Raw genomic sequence first — 13762 nt, forward strand, 5'->3', positions numbered from 1 at the left:
GCTCTCGTACAGCATTCGGTCGCCTCTCCGGGAATTCGCCCGGAAGGGGTAGGTACCCCCGGACGGCAGCGGCCCCCGTCCGAGCAGCCGCCCTCTCTCGCCCGCGGCCCCGAATTCCCGGTGGCAGTTGGGCAGTGACGGTTCTTCAGGAAACGGGAAAGCCCATTGTTTGCCCGGTTTTGGGCGGGGAGGGGCTCCCAGGACCCCACGGGCGCATTACCAACTCTTTACCTTCGCCCGCCGCAACCTTCCCGGGTCTCCGAGCGGTTGTCACAGCGTCCGATCGTCGGACAGGCATCACAGCCCACACGACCCTCCCTCGTCGAAGGAGCATCATGTCCCTCCCCCTGACCCGCCGGATCGCCAGTGCCGCGCTGCTCACCGCAGCGGGAGCTGCCTCCGTGGTCGGTGCGGCCGGCTCCGCGAGCGCCGTGGCCCTTCCCGAGAACGCCGACATCGCCGGCGGCGTGACGGCCCTCGACACCGCCGCGGCGACCGACACGGTCGACACCGCCTCGAAGAGCGCCACCGGTCTGGCGGGCGAAGCGGGCAGCAAGGTGACCGACAAGGCCGTCCCGGCCGCCACCGAGAACGTCGGCGGCACCGCCAAGAAGACCGCCCCGGTCGCCCAGAAGGCCGCCGGCGACGTCGCCCGCAGCGGCGGCGAGGTCGCGGGTGACGCCGCCGGCGCCACCACGGACGTCGCGGGCGAGACCGCCCCGGCCGAGCGCCCGGCGGCGGCCTCGGCGGCGGTCTGCTCGGCGGCGTGCCGGTCGGCGGCCTCTGATCCGACCGGGCGCACCCGCCCGCACCCGGACCGGACGACCGCAACCGGGCACGGCCCACGACGGCCGGAGCCCGGCACCGGACGCCGGTGACCGGACATGGGCGGCCGGAGCCCGGCACCCGAGCCCGACAGGCCCGGACCGGCTCGCGCAGCCGGTCGGCTGAACCGGCCGGCAGGCCGGGACGGGAAACCGGGCCGGGCGCCGATCCGGCGCGGACCCGGTGCCGGAGCGGCCGCGGACCGGACAGCAGGTCGGCCGCGGACCGGACACCGGCCGGGAGCCGCGCCGCGGGCGGCGGTGCCGGGCGCCGATCCGGGCGCGCCGGAAGCCGCCGTCCTCCATGCGGAAGGCCCGGGGAGCACGCCTCCCCGGGCCTTCCGCATGCGCGCGCCCCCACCTGCCGCCGGCGTGGCCCGCGGCGGTGGCAGCGCCTGCCGGTCCGGTCAGCCGAGCCGCTTGACCGCCGCCTCGACCCGCTCGTCCGTCGCCGTGAACGCGACCCGCACGAACCGCTCCCCCGCCGTGCCGTAGAAGTCGCCGGGCGCCACGAGGATGCCGCGCTCCGCGAGGTACCCCACCGTGTCCCAGCACGGCTCGTCGCGCGTGGCCCACAGGTAGAGGCTGGCCTCGCTGTGCTCGATCCGGAAGCCGTGCCCCACGAGCGCGGACCGCAGCGCGGCGCGGCGGGCCGCGTACCGCTCCCGCTGCTCCCGCACATGCGCGTCGTCCCCGAGCGCGGCGACCGTCGCGGCCTGCACCGGTGCGGGCGTCATCATGCCGCCGTGCTTGCGGATCTGCAGCAGCTCCCCCAGCACCGCCGCGTCACCGGCGAGGAAGGCGGCGCGGTAGCCGGCGAGGTTGGACCGCTTCGACAGGGAGTGGACGGCCACGAGCCCGTCGTACGAGCCGCCGCACACGTCCGGGTGCAGCACGGAGACCGGGTCGGCCTCCCAGCCGAGCTCCAGGTAGCACTCGTCGCTGACGACCAGGACGCCGTGCCGGCGCGCCCACGCCACGATCCGGACCAGCTCCTCCTTGGGGAGCACCCGCCCGGTCGGGTTGGACGGCGAGTTCAGCCACAGCAGCTTCAGCCCCGCGGGGTCCAGCTCGGTCGGGTCGTCGTACACCACCGGCTCCGCCTGCGCGAGGCGGGCACCCACCTCGTACGTCGGGTAGGCGAGCCGGGGGTAGGCGACCCGGTCGCCGGGGCCGAGGCCGAGCTGGGTCGGCAGCCAGGCCACCAGTTCCTTGGAGCCGACCACGGGCAGCACGTTCGGGTGCGCCACGCCCCGCGCGCCGAGCCGCCGCCCGCACCAGCCGGCGATGGCGTCGCGCAGGGCGGCCGTGCCCCACACCGTCGGGTAGCCGGGCGAGTCCGCGGCGTCGACGAGGGCGCGCCGGATCAGCTCCGGTACCGGGTCCACCGGGGTACCGACGGACAGGTCGACGATCCCGTCGGGGTGCGCGGCGGCCGTCGCCTTGTACGGCTCAAGCTTGTCCCAGGGGAAGACGGGCAGGCGGGACGAGACTCCGGACACGGGTGGTGCTCACTTTCTCGTACGGGCACCGGCGGACGCCGTCCGGTGCCGCCGGGCGTACGGTCGCGAAACGCCTCGGTCCCGTACAGCGGGAGACCGTACGGGACCGAGGGCGATGAACAGGCGATCCGGTCAGCCCTGCGGGGGCAGGGCGGCGACGAAGGGGTGGTCGCGCTCGATCAGGCCGAGCTTGGAGGCGCCACCGGGCGAGCCGAGCTCGTCGAAGAACTCGACGTTCGCCTTGTAGTAGTCCTTCCACTCCTCCGGCACGTCGTCCTCGTAGAAGATCGCCTCGACCGGGCAGACCGGCTCACAGGCCCCGCAGTCGACGCATTCGTCCGGGTGGATGTACAAGGACCTGCTGCCCTCGTAGATGCAGTCGACGGGGCACTCCTCGATGCACGCCTTGTCCTTCACGTCGACACAAGGCTGCGCGATGACGTAGGTCACGCTGTCGTTCCTCCTTGGTAGGGCTGGCTCTGCGCGGGAGCGCGGCGTCGTCGATGCCCGCACCTAGTATCTCCGTTCTTGGAGAGGATCCGTACAGGAGGGGCGGAGACAGCTGTGGAGTTCACTGCGGGCGGACGGCTCGACGTCCACATCACACCCTCTGACGTGGGCAAACGCATCTCGGTGCGCCGCTTGAGGGACCCGGGCGACGGTGCGGGGAGGTTCACGGACGCGGTCGGGGTTCTCACATCCTGGACCGGGGGTGTGCTGCTGATCACACAGCGGACCGGGGAGACGGTCCGCATAGCGGAATCGTCCCTGGTCGCGGGCAAGGTGGTGCCCGCCGCGCCGGCCCGGCGGCGGGGGCCCGCCGCCGGGTTCGCGGAGCTTGCGCGGGCCCAGGCGCGGGCCTGGCAGCCATTGGAGAGCGAACCACTCGGAGAGTGGACGCTGCGCGCGGCGCGCGGCTTCACCCGCAGGGCCAACTCGGTCCTGCCGCTCGGCGACCCGGGCCTGCCCTCGACGACGCCCTCGACCGCGTCCGCGCCTGGTACGCGCGGCGGGGCCTGCCCCCGTACGCCCAGGTGGCGACGGGCGCCGAGGGCACGCAGGAGGCGCTGTGCGCGGCCCTGGACGAGCGGGGCCTGCGGCGCGAGGTGACAGCGGAGGTCCGCGTCGCCGCCCTGGCACCGCTCGCGGACGTGGCGGAGGCCGCCGACGTGACGGTGGCCCGCACCGCCGACCCGGGGTGGCTGCACCGCTACCACCGGGTGGGCGAGCCGGGCGAGCACGTGCTGCGGGTGCTGGCCGCGGGCCCGTCGGTGTGGTTCGCGTCCGTCCCCGGCGAGGGCGGCATCCCTGCGGCCATCGGGCGCTGCGTGGTGGACGGCCGCTGGGCCGGCCTGCTGGCGCTGGAAGTCGCCCCCGAGCGGCGCAGGCAGGGCCTGGCCACGGCGGTCACGGCGGCGCTCGCGGCGAAGGCGCTGGAGGAGGGCGCGTCGGCGGCCTGGCTCCAGGTCGAGACGGACAACGACGCGGCGCGGGCGCTGTACGCGGGGATGGGCTTCGCGGTCCACCACCACTACCACCACTTCCGCCTCTGACGGGGTACGTGAGCCGTATGCACAGCGAGGAGAGCGAGGACTGGAAGGCGCGGTTCGCTGCGGAGGCACGGGAGGAGCGGCCGGACCTGGCCGAGCTCTGCCTGCTGGTCTGCGCGGAGGCGGAGCCGGGCCTCGGCCGGCGCGGGATGGACGCGGCCGAGATCGAACTGGACCGGCTGGCCGGCCTCGTCCCGTACGGGGCGAAGAGCCCGCGGGACTGGGCTCGGGCGCTGGAGCGGCTGCTGGGCGGCGGGCACGACTTCCACGGCACGCCCGCGGACTACCGCCGCCTGGAGTCGTCGCTGCTGCACCAGGTACTGCTGCGCCGCCGCGGTCTGCCCATCACGCTCTCGGTGGTGTGGATGGAGGTCGCGCGGCGGGCGGGGGCGCCGGTGTACGGGGTGGCGCTGCCGGGCCACTTCGTGGTCGGCTTCGGCGACCCGGGCGAGCAGGTGCTGGCCGACCCGTTCGCGGGCGGGCGGCTCCTGACCGGCGCGGACACGGAACTGCTGGTGGCGGGGGCGACCGGGGAGCCGCCCGACCCGTCCATGCTGCTGCCCGCGGACGTGCTGGACATCGTCCTGCGGATCCTGAACAACATCCGCGCCTGGGCGTCGGCCCGCCCGGAGCACTCGGCGGTCGCCCTGTGGGCCCTGGAGCTGGCCCTGCTGCTCCCGGCCCACCCGGCCCGGCTCCGCTACGAGAAGGGCCGGCTGCTGATCCAGCGGGGCGAGTTCCTGGCGGGCGCCGCGGAGCTCGACGCCTACGCCGACGTGCTGGACGTGGTGGAGCCCGCCACGGCGGAGACGCTCCGCTCGACCGCCCGGATGGCGCGTGCCCGGCTGAACTAGGAGGCGGCCGGTTTCCTGGCCTCCCACAGGGTGCGGCTGCTGTGCGCCACGAACGGCCCGTCCGCCGTGATCCGCTCGTGCAGTTCCCGCAGGCGGTCGCGGTGGGCCGCGACGGTGAAGCCCGGCACCATCCAGACCACCTTGCGCAGGAAGTGCACGACGGCGCCGATGTCGAGGAACTCCATCCGCAGCCGCTCCGTGCGCAGGTCCACGACCTCCAGGCCCGCCGCCTCCGCCTGGGCCCGCTCGTCGTCGGGGTGCCGGGCCCTGCGGACCTCCTCGGGCTGCGGCCCCAGGAAATACTCCACCAGTTCGAAGACGCTGGCCGGTCCGACGTGCTGCGCGAAGTACGTGCCGCCCGGCCGCAGCAGGCGCGCGATCTCGTCGAAGTGCGGCTTCACCGGGTGGCGGCTGACCACGAGGTCGAAGGCGCCGTCCGCGAACGGCAGCGGCGGCTCCTCCGGTGCGGCGACCACGACGGTGCCCAGCGGGTGCAGGAGGGCGGTCGCCTTGGCGACGTTCGGCGGCCAGGCTTCGGTGGCCACGCACAGCGGGGGCCGCGCCGGGATCCCGGCGAGCACCTCGCCCCCGCCGGTCTGCACGTCCAGCGCGGCGGCGGCCCGCGCCATGCGCTCCCCCATGGCGCGCTGGTACCCCCACGAGGGGCGCGCCTCGGTGGCCCGCCCCTCGAACCACGAGAAGTCCCACCCTTCGGTGGGCTCGGCCTCGGCCTCGGCGACGAGTTCCTCGAACGAACGCGATTCGATCATGCCCTGATGGTGCCAGGGCGTCGCCGCTCAGCCGAGCGGGTTTCGCCTGACGGCGCGGACCGACCGTCCCCCAGGCGGCTGCGCCGAAGAGCACGACGGGGCCGGTGGGGTTCTTGCTGTCCCTGACGGGGACGTGGACCGGGCGGGCGGAGTCGTCGACTTCGAGGCAGCTGCCCCCGTTGGGGTCGCAGTAGGTGGACTTGCGCCACAGCGGAAGATCCGACGCCTCATGGGCGACGTGCTCGCTGTGCTTCATCCTCGTATCCCTCCGCTACGGATCTCATCATGCCCAGTGACTCTTGATGCGACAGTGCCTCACCCAAAGCAAGATCGTGGGCGGCGAAGGCCTGCTCCACTCGGGACACCTGCTCCCAGACCTTCCCGCCTTCCAGCCCTCCACGTAGGCGACCGGAGGCAGCTCCGCCAACCGCATCAGCGAGAGCATCCCTTCCTGCAGGGCGTGAGCACCGCCCCGAAAGGGAGGACATGCATACGGACACGGCTTCGCTGCCCCAACTGCACTCTATGGCGCATCTGTTGGGCTACCACCCCGGGCCGCCGACCTGTCGGCGCAGTACCGTCACGTTCAAGAGAGCCCACATGGCCGGAGACCGGAGGCGTCAAGTACGCGGGCACGCTCAAGCCGTGTGGCAACACGCTTGTCACAGTCTGCCCACCATCCACCCGGCGGACATCGCGGCCGTGGCGCGGGTGGCACTGACGGAGCCGTACCCCGGGGGACGGACGTATGCGCTGACGGGACCGGAGCGCGTCACCGTACGGCAGCAGGCCGCGGCCGTCGCGGAGGCGGTGGGGCGGGGCGTCGCGGTCGTCGCCATCAGCGAGGAGGAGGCCCACCGGGATCTGGCCGCGGTCATCGGCGGTGAGATCGCCGACGCGGGACTGGACCTGACGGACAGGGACCTCAGCGACGCGCTGCCGGCGGCCCGGGACACGGTGGCCCAGGTCAGCGGCTCCCCGGCCAGACCGTTCCGCGACTGGGCAGCCGAGCACGCCGCCGCCTTCCGCTGACGGGCTCCGGAAGCGCGGGCACCGGGAGCCACCGAAAGCGCCCATAGGATGGGCAGTCGATCATGCACAAAGTGCTCGACAACAGGGTGGGGGAGCCATGCACTCCTTTGACGCGGAGTGGGCGCAGCTCAAGCGAGGCTCGGGAGGTGGGGCGAGCATGAGTCTCGCGAGTGCCTCACCGGGCGGTGGCGGCAACGACGACCTGAAGAACGACAAAGCGGTCTGGTCCCGTGCCGGAAGCGATGTCGCCGCCGTGGCGGTGAACGTCAGGAAGGCGCTGGGACAACTGGAGTCGCGGCAGAAAGGCGCCACGATCACCGGTGTGGAGAGCGCCGGGGCTCAGCGGGAGCTGTACGCGTCGTGGAAGCGCTACCTGGAGGGCGTGGCCGGGAGGTGCAGTTCCCTCCAGGGGCCGCTGGAGCGGGCAGGCAAGGACCAGTACGCCAACGACCACGACATCGGCGAGGACTTGCAGCGAGTGACCAAGAAGTACGTGGACACACCGGCGACAGGTGGCAGCAGCAGCGGGGGCCGGTGATTCCGGCACATGGATTTCGCAACGCTCAAGAAGCTGAAGCCGTCCGAGTTCACGGAGGCGGCCGACCGCTATCAGTCTGTCAGTGCCATGGCCGACCAGGCCAAGGACAACGTCGAGAAACAGATCGGCGCGAGACTGCAGGCGGGTCTGAGGGGTGAGGCGGTGACGGCAGCGCTCGGTGAGCTCCGGGCGCTGGCGAAGAACTTCCACTACACGCAGGTGGAGTGCGGCCTCGCGGCCACGTCCCTCAACGCCCTTGCCGCTGCCCTGACGGTGGCCAAGAGCAGGCTCGACGGCGCATTGGCCGACGCGGCCGCCGCGAAGTTCACGGTGGGCCCGGACGGGTCGGTGACGTATCCCCCGGCCGGGGAGGAGAAGGAAGGGAAGCTGCCCCCGGGAGGCACGGTCTTTGGACACGCCAAGGGGAAGCCGTCCGGCGCGCCGATCGACCCCGCGGGTGATGCCAACGACCTCGCTGCGGCGCTGGAGCGCCAGGCGGCGAACATCCACCCCAATCCGAACTTCGGCGCCGCGGTGGAGATAGCCAACCGCATCGCGCAGGCCGTCGCCGACGCGACCGAAGCCGACGCGATGTGGGCGCCCAAGCTACACAAGCTCAAGGCCGACGACGACCTCGTGGTCTCCCACAGGGACTGGACCGACACGCAAGCGGACACCGGCGACGTCCGCAGCGGCGCGAAGGAGTATCTGGAGGGCATCAAGGGCCCTCCGAAGGGCGGCGACCCGAAGGCCAACGCCGACTGGTGGAAGGGCCTGTCGCCGGACGAGCAGTCGGCCTACATGTCCTTGAACGCGGCACAGCTCGGCGCGATGGACGGACTGCCTTCCGCGGTCCGCGACGAGGCCAACCGTGTCGTGCTGGCGGAGACCCGGGCCGAGTACCAGCTCAGGCTGAACTCGATTCCTCCGGAGCCACAGAAGTACGTTCCGTCCGGGAAGGACTACCCAGCAGTCGCGGTCAGTTCCGCATGGCGGGACTGGAACGCGAAGTACGGGAAGGAAAGGGAACATCTCGTCAAGTACCTGGACGCTATGAGGGCCATCCAGGATCGTTTCGACGCCACAGGAAAGGAAGGATTGCCACCGGCCTATCTGCTCGGTTTCGGTACCGAGGGAGGAGGGCGCGCCATCGTCGCCAACGGAAATCCGGACACCGCTGACCACACCGCGGTCTTCGTGCCCGGAACGTTCACGAGTATCGCGAAGACCGAGACATACGTCGGCCACATGGCGAGGCTATGGCAGATGAGTCATGCCGTGGCGCTCCCCGGCCAGGAGGTGTCCACCATCACCTGGATCGGCTACGACGCGCCGCAGAGCATCGCACCGGAGGCGATGGATCAGGACTTCGCCGATGAGGCGGCCCCTCACCTGAATCGCTTCGTCGCCGGCCTGGAGGCGAGCCAAGGCGGGGACGCGGCCAGCCATACGACCGTCATCGGCCACAGTTACGGCACGACGGTCGTCGGCGCGGCTTCTGAGCAGGGCAATCTGCGTACCGACGAGATCATCGCCGTAGCCAGTCCCGGCATGCTGGTCGGCCACGCCGACGACCTGGACGCCGACAAGGGTCACGTCTGGTCCCAGACGGCGTCGACATTGAAAGACCAGGTTCCGCTCGGCGGGAAACTCGCCGGGCACGGCGGTGACACGAGTCTCACCCCGTGGGTGGAGTGGCTGCCCTTCGGATACGCATGGTCGTCGAACGTACCCTCCGACGAGGATTTCGGGGCCAATATCATGGCGACCAACGCGAAAGACCACGGGGATTACTGGAGGAAAGGCTCCTTGAGTATCGAGAATCAGGCCCTGGTGGTCGCCGGTAGGTATGACGAGGTCAGACGTGACTGATCGCCAGAGTCCCACAGTCGGTCGCCTGGCCTCGAACGTCAGAAGTCACGCATGGGCCGGCATCCTCGCTATCACCGTTTCACTGTCGACTGTGGGGTGCACGAACATGCCCGAACTCAGCTACGAGCCCGTCCGCATGGACGTCGACCCGGCTCGCGACAAGGCGAAGGAAGTGTCAAGCCGCCTGCTGGACATGACCGGACTCAAGGGCAAGGTCACCGAGCCCGGTCCTCGGATCGACCGCTGCGAGGAGTACGGCGACGACTTGTTCTCCCTGCACTTCCCATGGGCGGTGTACGACATCTCCGAGGACGACGTCGACCGAGGCATGGAGAACCTGCGCAAGGAGCTCGTCCGGAACGGCTGGAAGATCACCAAGGACGGCAAGGCAAACAGCAAGGCGCAGCAGCCCGAGATCTTCGCCGACAACAAGGCCGAACAGTTCGCCGTGCACGTCCAAGGGCTCAAGCGGAAGGACGGCGACCGCCGCCTCGCCTTCACGGTCGTCTCCGCCTGCTTCCGGGCGGAATCGCCCGAAGCGCTCAAGGGCCAGTACTGAGCACCCTCGCTCGATGGCAGGGGCACGCCCACGGGCGTGCCCCTGCCTCCGCGTGGAGGCGCGTCAGCCCTGCGGGTCGAGTTCGATGGTGACCGTGCGCTCCGCGGGCGTCTTGCCGAGGAGGGCCTTCTGCATGGCGCTGGCGACGTCGTCGGCCGAGAGCTGGTGCTTCTCGCCGTCACCCTTCGTGATCATGATGCCGTCGAAGACGCCGTCCAGCAGGCGGTCGATCGCCTTCTTGTCGTACACCTCCACCAGGCGGCCGTCGACCGGCTTCATCGACAGGATCTGCGGCAGGGAGCGCTGCGGGCCGAACTGGATCTGCTTGCCGCCCGCCCTGATCGTGATCAGGTCGGACATGGCGGGCTTCGCGAACTCCTTCATCGCCCGGTCCAGTTCGGCCTGGGTGATGGTCGGCTCCTGGGACGCGACCGGCAGTTCCACCGTGTTCGTCCGACCGGTCTCCACCTGGGCGCGGTAGGCGTCCCGCATGGAGATCATCGACCGCTGGACGTCCAGGGCCTTGCCCGGCTTGCCCGGTACGGCGGTGACCTTGCCGGGTGCGAAGGTGATGGTGCCCTCCACCACCGTGCCGGAGCCGCCCGCGAGGTCGCGCAGCGCGACGGCGAGCTTCTCCTCGTCGACGGGGATGACCGGCTGCGCCACGCGCTCCTGGCCGAACAGGGAGCCGATCACGGACACCGGGTTGTAGTCGCTGCCCGCGGCGCCCCGGACGGTGGCCTGGGTGTCCAGGGTCAGGCCCGCCTTGTCGGGGGCGAGGCTCTGCTGCTCGCCGCCGACGCTGATCTCCAGCGGGCGGGCCGCGCGCGGGCCGAGGGCGGCGTCGAGCTTCTGGACGGCCTCCTCCTTCGTGCTGCCGCCGATGTCCACACCGAGGACCACGGTGCCCTTGGGCACGTCGGAGTGGTTGAGGAGCAGGCCCGCGCCGTAGGCGACGCCGACCAGGCCGAAGAGGCCCGCGGCGGCGACGACCAGCTTGGACCGGCCCTTCTTCTTCGGCGCGGCCGGCGCCTGCGGGGCCCGGGTCTCCGGGGCGGGCGTGGGCCTGGGCGCCGGCGGGGCGGGCTCGTCCAGGGCGGGCGGGTACGCGGCGAACCCCGCGTGCGGGCCCTGGTCGTCCTGCTGGTCCTGCGCGACCTGGGCGGGACCGGACAGGGGGAACGGCGTGCCGGGGCGCGGCTGCGGCTCCCGGGCGTCCTGCGGGACCACCGGGATGCCCGTCGTCAGGGTGTCGCCGGAGACCTGCGGCGGCGGCCCGGCGTGCGGGTCCTGCGGGGTGAGGAGCGCGGTGTCGTCCCCCGGGCGCGGGGTGCCCGCCAGGGGGTCGCCCATCGGGGCGCCCGGCGCGAGGGGGCCCGTGCCGAGCGGGCCGGCACCGAGGGGACCGGCGCCCAGCGGGTCGGTGGTCGGGTCGACGGGCGGCACGTGGGTCGTCCCCATGGCGGGGCCGGTGGTCGGGCCCGACGGGGCGCCGGGCCCGTCGGAGAAGTACGGCATGCCGGGCACGGGCGCCCGCTGCCCCTGGGCGCCACCGGTCTGCGGCAGGCCGCCGGTCTGCGGATCCATCCTGTACGGGCCCGGCTCCTGCGCGCCGCCGTACGGACCGGGTTCCTGCGCGCCGCCGCCGGATACGCGCCACCGGGCGGGGGCGGGCCGACCGCGTCGGCCGGATCGGCCGCGTCGGCGGGGAAGCCCGGCTGCTGGGCCGACGGGGGCTTGCGCGGCGCGAACCAGTCGCTGGTCGCCTTGTCGCGCGGCTCCGGCGCCGGCTCGTCGACCTGCGGCCGCGGCGTCGCGCCCGTACGCTCGGCGGGGCTCTCGGGCTGCGGTGCACGGGGAGCGGGGCCCGCGGCCGGGGGACCGGACTGCGGCTCCGCCCCGTCCGCGTCCGCGTCGGCCTTCGGCGCCGGCTTGTCGCCGTCGCCGACCGGCTTGCGGACGACGACGGGCGGGATCGGCCGCGATCCGGGGATGTTGATCCGGATCCGCGTCGTCAGCGTCGTCTCGGTCTTCGGCTGCTCCGGCTCGGCCGCGGCGGCGCCGGAGCCCTCCGGCACCTCCTGTGACGGGTGGCCGGATCCGTACGGCTGCGTGCCCGAGGGGTACGCGGCTCCGCCGCGCCCCTGGGGCCCCGAGGGCGAAGTGTCAGTGTCACGAGTCAAAGCAGGCTCTCCCGGTTGGCTCCGCCGCCCGCTCTCACACCCGCGGGCGTCCGGCGGCGACGCACCACCATACTGGCCGCCGTCGGCGCGCCCTTCCCGGCCAGGGGAACATCAGGGTGCCCGGTGCGGCAAGTTCTCCCGCTCACTTGTCAAGTGGGCGGACCGGACGGGGTTGTTGGGGGAACATCCCCAAAGTGGCGCACATCACAGCCAGCGTCATGCCGCCCAGCAGGTACACGAGGTCGGCGAGGCCGCCCCAGAACAGCTTGTCGCCCTCGCCGCGGCCCAGGCTCAGCAGGACGACGGCGACCAGCCAGCCCGCGCCGGTGCTGATGACGCCCGCCTGGCCGCCGGCGGCGCGCAGCCCTCCGTAGAACAGCGCCGCGGTCGCGGTGAGGGCCAGCAGCAGGCCGCCCGGGAACCAGCCGCCCTGGACGAGGGCGCCCGCGGTCGCGACCAGGGCGCCGAGCAGGGCCAGTCCCGCGTGGAGGAGCGCCTTCACGGTGCCGTCACCCCGGCGAAGAGGTCGGTCTCGCGCTCGCCTTCCGGCGCCCCCGAGGTGCCGCGGGCCAGCTCGTAGTACTCGTCGGTGAAGAGGGGCTGCCCCAGGCCGTTCGAGAGGGCGAAGAACGCCCCCTGTACGGCGACCTGCGTGGCGTGCGCCCGCATGGCCGCCGCCTTGCGGTCGACGTACGCCGCGCCGTCGATGCGCGCGGTGACGCAGGTGTCGTCGATGACGCCCGGGACGTCCTCGATGGCCGCGATGCCCGGAAACGCCACGTCCGGGGCGGTGCGCAGGGCGGCGAAGGCCTCTTCGGCGACCGAGCGGGGGACGCGGTTCCAGTAGATCTTGTCGATGGTGTGGGCGGTGCCCAGGTCCGGCCGGTACTCCGGGTCGGCGGCCGCGTCGGCGGCCCACATGGCGACGCGGTGGGCCTGGATGTGGTCCGGGTGGCCGTACCCGCCGTTCGGGTCGTACGTCACCATCACCTGGGGGCGGACCTCGCGGATCACCTCGACGAGGTGCGGCCCCGGCTCGTCCGCCACACGGGTGTTCCAGAAGGCGCCGGGGCGGCGGTTCTGCGGGGCGCCCATCATGCCGGAGTCGCGGAACCGGCCGGGCCCGCCCAGGAAGCGGTGGTCGGTGACGCCCAGCTCCTTCATGGCGGCGGCGAGTTCCCCGACGCGGTGCGGGCCGAGCCGGTCCTCCCGGTCCGGTGCCAGGTGGGCGAGGGCGGGCGGGATGACCTCGCCCTCCTCGCCCTGGGTGCAGGTCACCAGGGTGACCTGGGCGCCCTCGGCCGCGTACTTGGCCATGGTGGCGCCGTTGTTGATGGACTCGTCGTCGGGGTGCGCGTGCACCAGCAGGAGACGACGGGCTGGCAGATCCGTCATACGGACACCCTACGAGTCCGCCCGCCCCGGTGCCCCCGAAGCCCGGGGCCCGCTGCGCGGTCCGGGCTCGGAGCCGCTCAGAACTTGAGGTTGCCGATCATGCTCGCCACGCTCGTGGTCAGCTGGCTGACGGTGGGCGCGATGGACGAGCTGGCGATGTAGAAGCCGAGCAGCGCGCACACCACCGCGTGGCCGGCCTTCAGGCCCGATTTCTTGATCAGCAAGAAGACGATGATCGCCAGCAGCACCACCGCCGAAATCTCCAGTGCCACGGCGGTTCACCTCCAGAGACGTTCGGTCGGGAACGGGCAGCGTGCACGTGCCGGAAACTTCATACCCACCTTGCGCTACGGATCATAACTTTGCGATGCCGCTCCGTGTCCGGTGCACGGCAGCACTGGGGGCGCACAACGCCGCTTTCGGTCACATGATCGCGACCGCCGCGGAGTCCTCTCCCCCTGCCCGGTGGCTGGAATCGATGCCCGAAAGGCGCGCCGGGGCACCCTGCCGCGGGCGCGTCCGCAGGTCGGACGGTTGTGCGGCCGGATCCCGTCCTACGAGGGCTCACGCGGCAGTTGAGTCGCCGAAGCGGCGACCCGGCGGACCGACCGCGGCACGGAACCGGTCTGCGCGCGTCACGAGCCCCCGCAGGGAAGTTGGCCGAATCTGTATGTAACGGTGCC

The 13762-nt window shown here is 72.4% G+C and carries 12 protein-coding genes and 3 pseudogenes; 7 read left to right on the forward strand and 8 right to left on the reverse strand.

The window, feature by feature from the left end; genetic code table 11:
• Nucleotides 1-335: 335 nt before the first annotated feature.
• A complete protein-coding gene (locus tag L6E17_RS08320) occupies nt 336-878 on the forward strand; it encodes an ATP-binding protein (RefSeq protein WP_236240107.1) in 543 nt (180 codons plus the stop codon).
• Between the two features lie 353 nt (nt 879-1231).
• Here the strand turns inward: L6E17_RS08320 and L6E17_RS08325 are convergent, their stop codons facing one another.
• Together L6E17_RS08325 and fdxA are read right to left on the reverse strand one after the other, a co-directional pair.
• On the reverse strand, nt 1232-2326 hold the full coding sequence (locus tag L6E17_RS08325) for a bifunctional succinyldiaminopimelate transaminase/glutamate-prephenate aminotransferase (protein WP_236240108.1): 1095 nt from the start codon (nt 2324-2326) through the stop codon (nt 1232-1234).
• 132 nt (nt 2327-2458) lie between these two features.
• A complete protein-coding gene (gene fdxA, locus L6E17_RS08330) occupies nt 2459-2776 on the reverse strand; it encodes a ferredoxin (RefSeq protein WP_236240109.1) in 318 nt (105 codons plus the stop codon).
• Between the two features lie 114 nt (nt 2777-2890).
• Here fdxA and L6E17_RS08335 point away from each other — a divergent pair.
• Together L6E17_RS08335 and L6E17_RS08340 are read left to right on the forward strand one after the other, a co-directional pair.
• Nucleotides 2891-3879, forward strand: a pseudogene (locus tag L6E17_RS08335) (GNAT family N-acetyltransferase).
• 17 nt (nt 3880-3896) lie between these two features.
• Nucleotides 3897-4730: a transglutaminase-like domain-containing protein gene (locus tag L6E17_RS08340; RefSeq protein WP_236240110.1), complete on the forward strand. Its 834-nt coding sequence runs from the start codon at nt 3897-3899 to the stop codon at nt 4728-4730.
• Here L6E17_RS08340 and L6E17_RS08345 read toward each other — a convergent pair.
• Together L6E17_RS08345 and L6E17_RS08350 are read right to left on the reverse strand one after the other, a co-directional pair.
• Nucleotides 4727-5500, reverse strand: coding sequence for a class I SAM-dependent methyltransferase (locus L6E17_RS08345; RefSeq protein ID WP_236240111.1), 774 nt, complete (start codon nt 5498-5500; stop codon nt 4727-4729). The two genes, L6E17_RS08340 and L6E17_RS08345, sit on opposite strands and share 4 nt — an antisense overlap.
• A gap of 79 nt (nt 5501-5579) precedes the next feature.
• Nucleotides 5580-5756: pseudogene (locus L6E17_RS08350) on the reverse strand (DUF397 domain-containing protein); the annotation flags it as partial.
• A 389-nt stretch (nt 5757-6145) separates the two neighbouring features.
• Between L6E17_RS08350 and L6E17_RS08355 the strand changes: the two are divergent.
• From L6E17_RS08355 to L6E17_RS08370, 4 genes are all read left to right on the forward strand, one after another.
• Nucleotides 6146-6532: a hypothetical protein gene (locus tag L6E17_RS08355; RefSeq protein ID WP_308315845.1), complete on the forward strand. Its 387-nt coding sequence runs from the start codon at nt 6146-6148 to the stop codon at nt 6530-6532.
• A 157-nt stretch (nt 6533-6689) separates the two neighbouring features.
• The gene (locus tag L6E17_RS08360) at nt 6690-7070 is read left to right on the forward strand and encodes a hypothetical protein (RefSeq protein WP_236240112.1); all 381 of its coding nucleotides are present in this window, start codon (nt 6690-6692) and stop codon (nt 7068-7070) included.
• A 9-nt stretch (nt 7071-7079) separates the two neighbouring features.
• Complete coding sequence (locus L6E17_RS08365; RefSeq protein ID WP_236240113.1) at nt 7080-8942, forward strand: alpha/beta hydrolase; 1863 nt, start codon at nt 7080-7082, stop codon at nt 8940-8942.
• A gap of 106 nt (nt 8943-9048) precedes the next feature.
• Complete coding sequence (locus tag L6E17_RS08370; protein WP_236240114.1) at nt 9049-9501, forward strand: hypothetical protein; 453 nt, start codon at nt 9049-9051, stop codon at nt 9499-9501.
• Between the two features lie 63 nt (nt 9502-9564).
• On the opposite strand, the pseudogene L6E17_RS08375 reads toward L6E17_RS08370, so the two are convergent.
• The 4 genes and pseudogenes from L6E17_RS08375 to L6E17_RS08390 all read right to left on the reverse strand — a co-directional run bounded on the left by L6E17_RS08375 (nt 9565) and on the right by L6E17_RS08390 (nt 13351).
• Nucleotides 9565-11684 (reverse strand): annotated as a pseudogene (locus L6E17_RS08375) (hypothetical protein).
• A 142-nt stretch (nt 11685-11826) separates the two neighbouring features.
• Entirely contained in the window at nt 11827-12186 is a 360-nt protein-coding gene (locus tag L6E17_RS08380) for a DUF6113 family protein (protein WP_236240115.1), read from the reverse strand.
• Nucleotides 12183-13079, reverse strand: a complete 897-nt coding sequence (gene mshB / locus L6E17_RS08385) for an N-acetyl-1-D-myo-inositol-2-amino-2-deoxy-alpha-D-glucopyranoside deacetylase (RefSeq protein WP_236240116.1) — start codon at nt 13077-13079, stop codon at nt 12183-12185. Before mshB ends, L6E17_RS08380 begins: the two co-directional genes overlap by 4 nt.
• Nucleotides 13080-13156: 77 nt before the next feature.
• Complete coding sequence (locus L6E17_RS08390; RefSeq protein WP_071266328.1) at nt 13157-13351, reverse strand: hypothetical protein; 195 nt, start codon at nt 13349-13351, stop codon at nt 13157-13159.
• Nucleotides 13352-13762: the final 411 nt, after the last annotated feature.

This window comes from Streptomyces sp. CC228A (assembly GCF_021390935.1).
In the GTDB taxonomy this organism is placed as follows: Bacteria; Actinomycetota; Actinomycetes; order Streptomycetales; family Streptomycetaceae; genus Streptomyces.

What these genes read in the sequence shown, in the direction of transcription:
- L6E17_RS08320 (WP_236240107.1), top strand. Translation starts at nt 336, where the DNA reads ATGTCCCTCCCCCTGACCCGCCGGATCGCCAGTGCCGCGCTGCTCACC.
- L6E17_RS08340 (WP_236240110.1), top strand. Translation starts at nt 3,897, where the DNA reads ATGCACAGCGAGGAGAGCGAGGACTGGAAGGCGCGGTTCGCTGCGGAG.
- L6E17_RS08345 (WP_236240111.1), bottom strand. Translation starts at nt 5,500, where the DNA reads ATGATCGAATCGCGTTCGTTCGAGGAACTCGTCGCCGAGGCCGAGGCC.
- L6E17_RS08360 (WP_236240112.1), top strand. Translation starts at nt 6,690, where the DNA reads ATGAGTCTCGCGAGTGCCTCACCGGGCGGTGGCGGCAACGACGACCTG.
- L6E17_RS08365 (WP_236240113.1), top strand. Translation starts at nt 7,080, where the DNA reads ATGGATTTCGCAACGCTCAAGAAGCTGAAGCCGTCCGAGTTCACGGAG.
- L6E17_RS08370 (WP_236240114.1), top strand. Translation starts at nt 9,049, where the DNA reads ATGCCCGAACTCAGCTACGAGCCCGTCCGCATGGACGTCGACCCGGCT.
- mshB (WP_236240116.1), bottom strand. Translation starts at nt 13,079, where the DNA reads ATGACGGATCTGCCAGCCCGTCGTCTCCTGCTGGTGCACGCGCACCCC.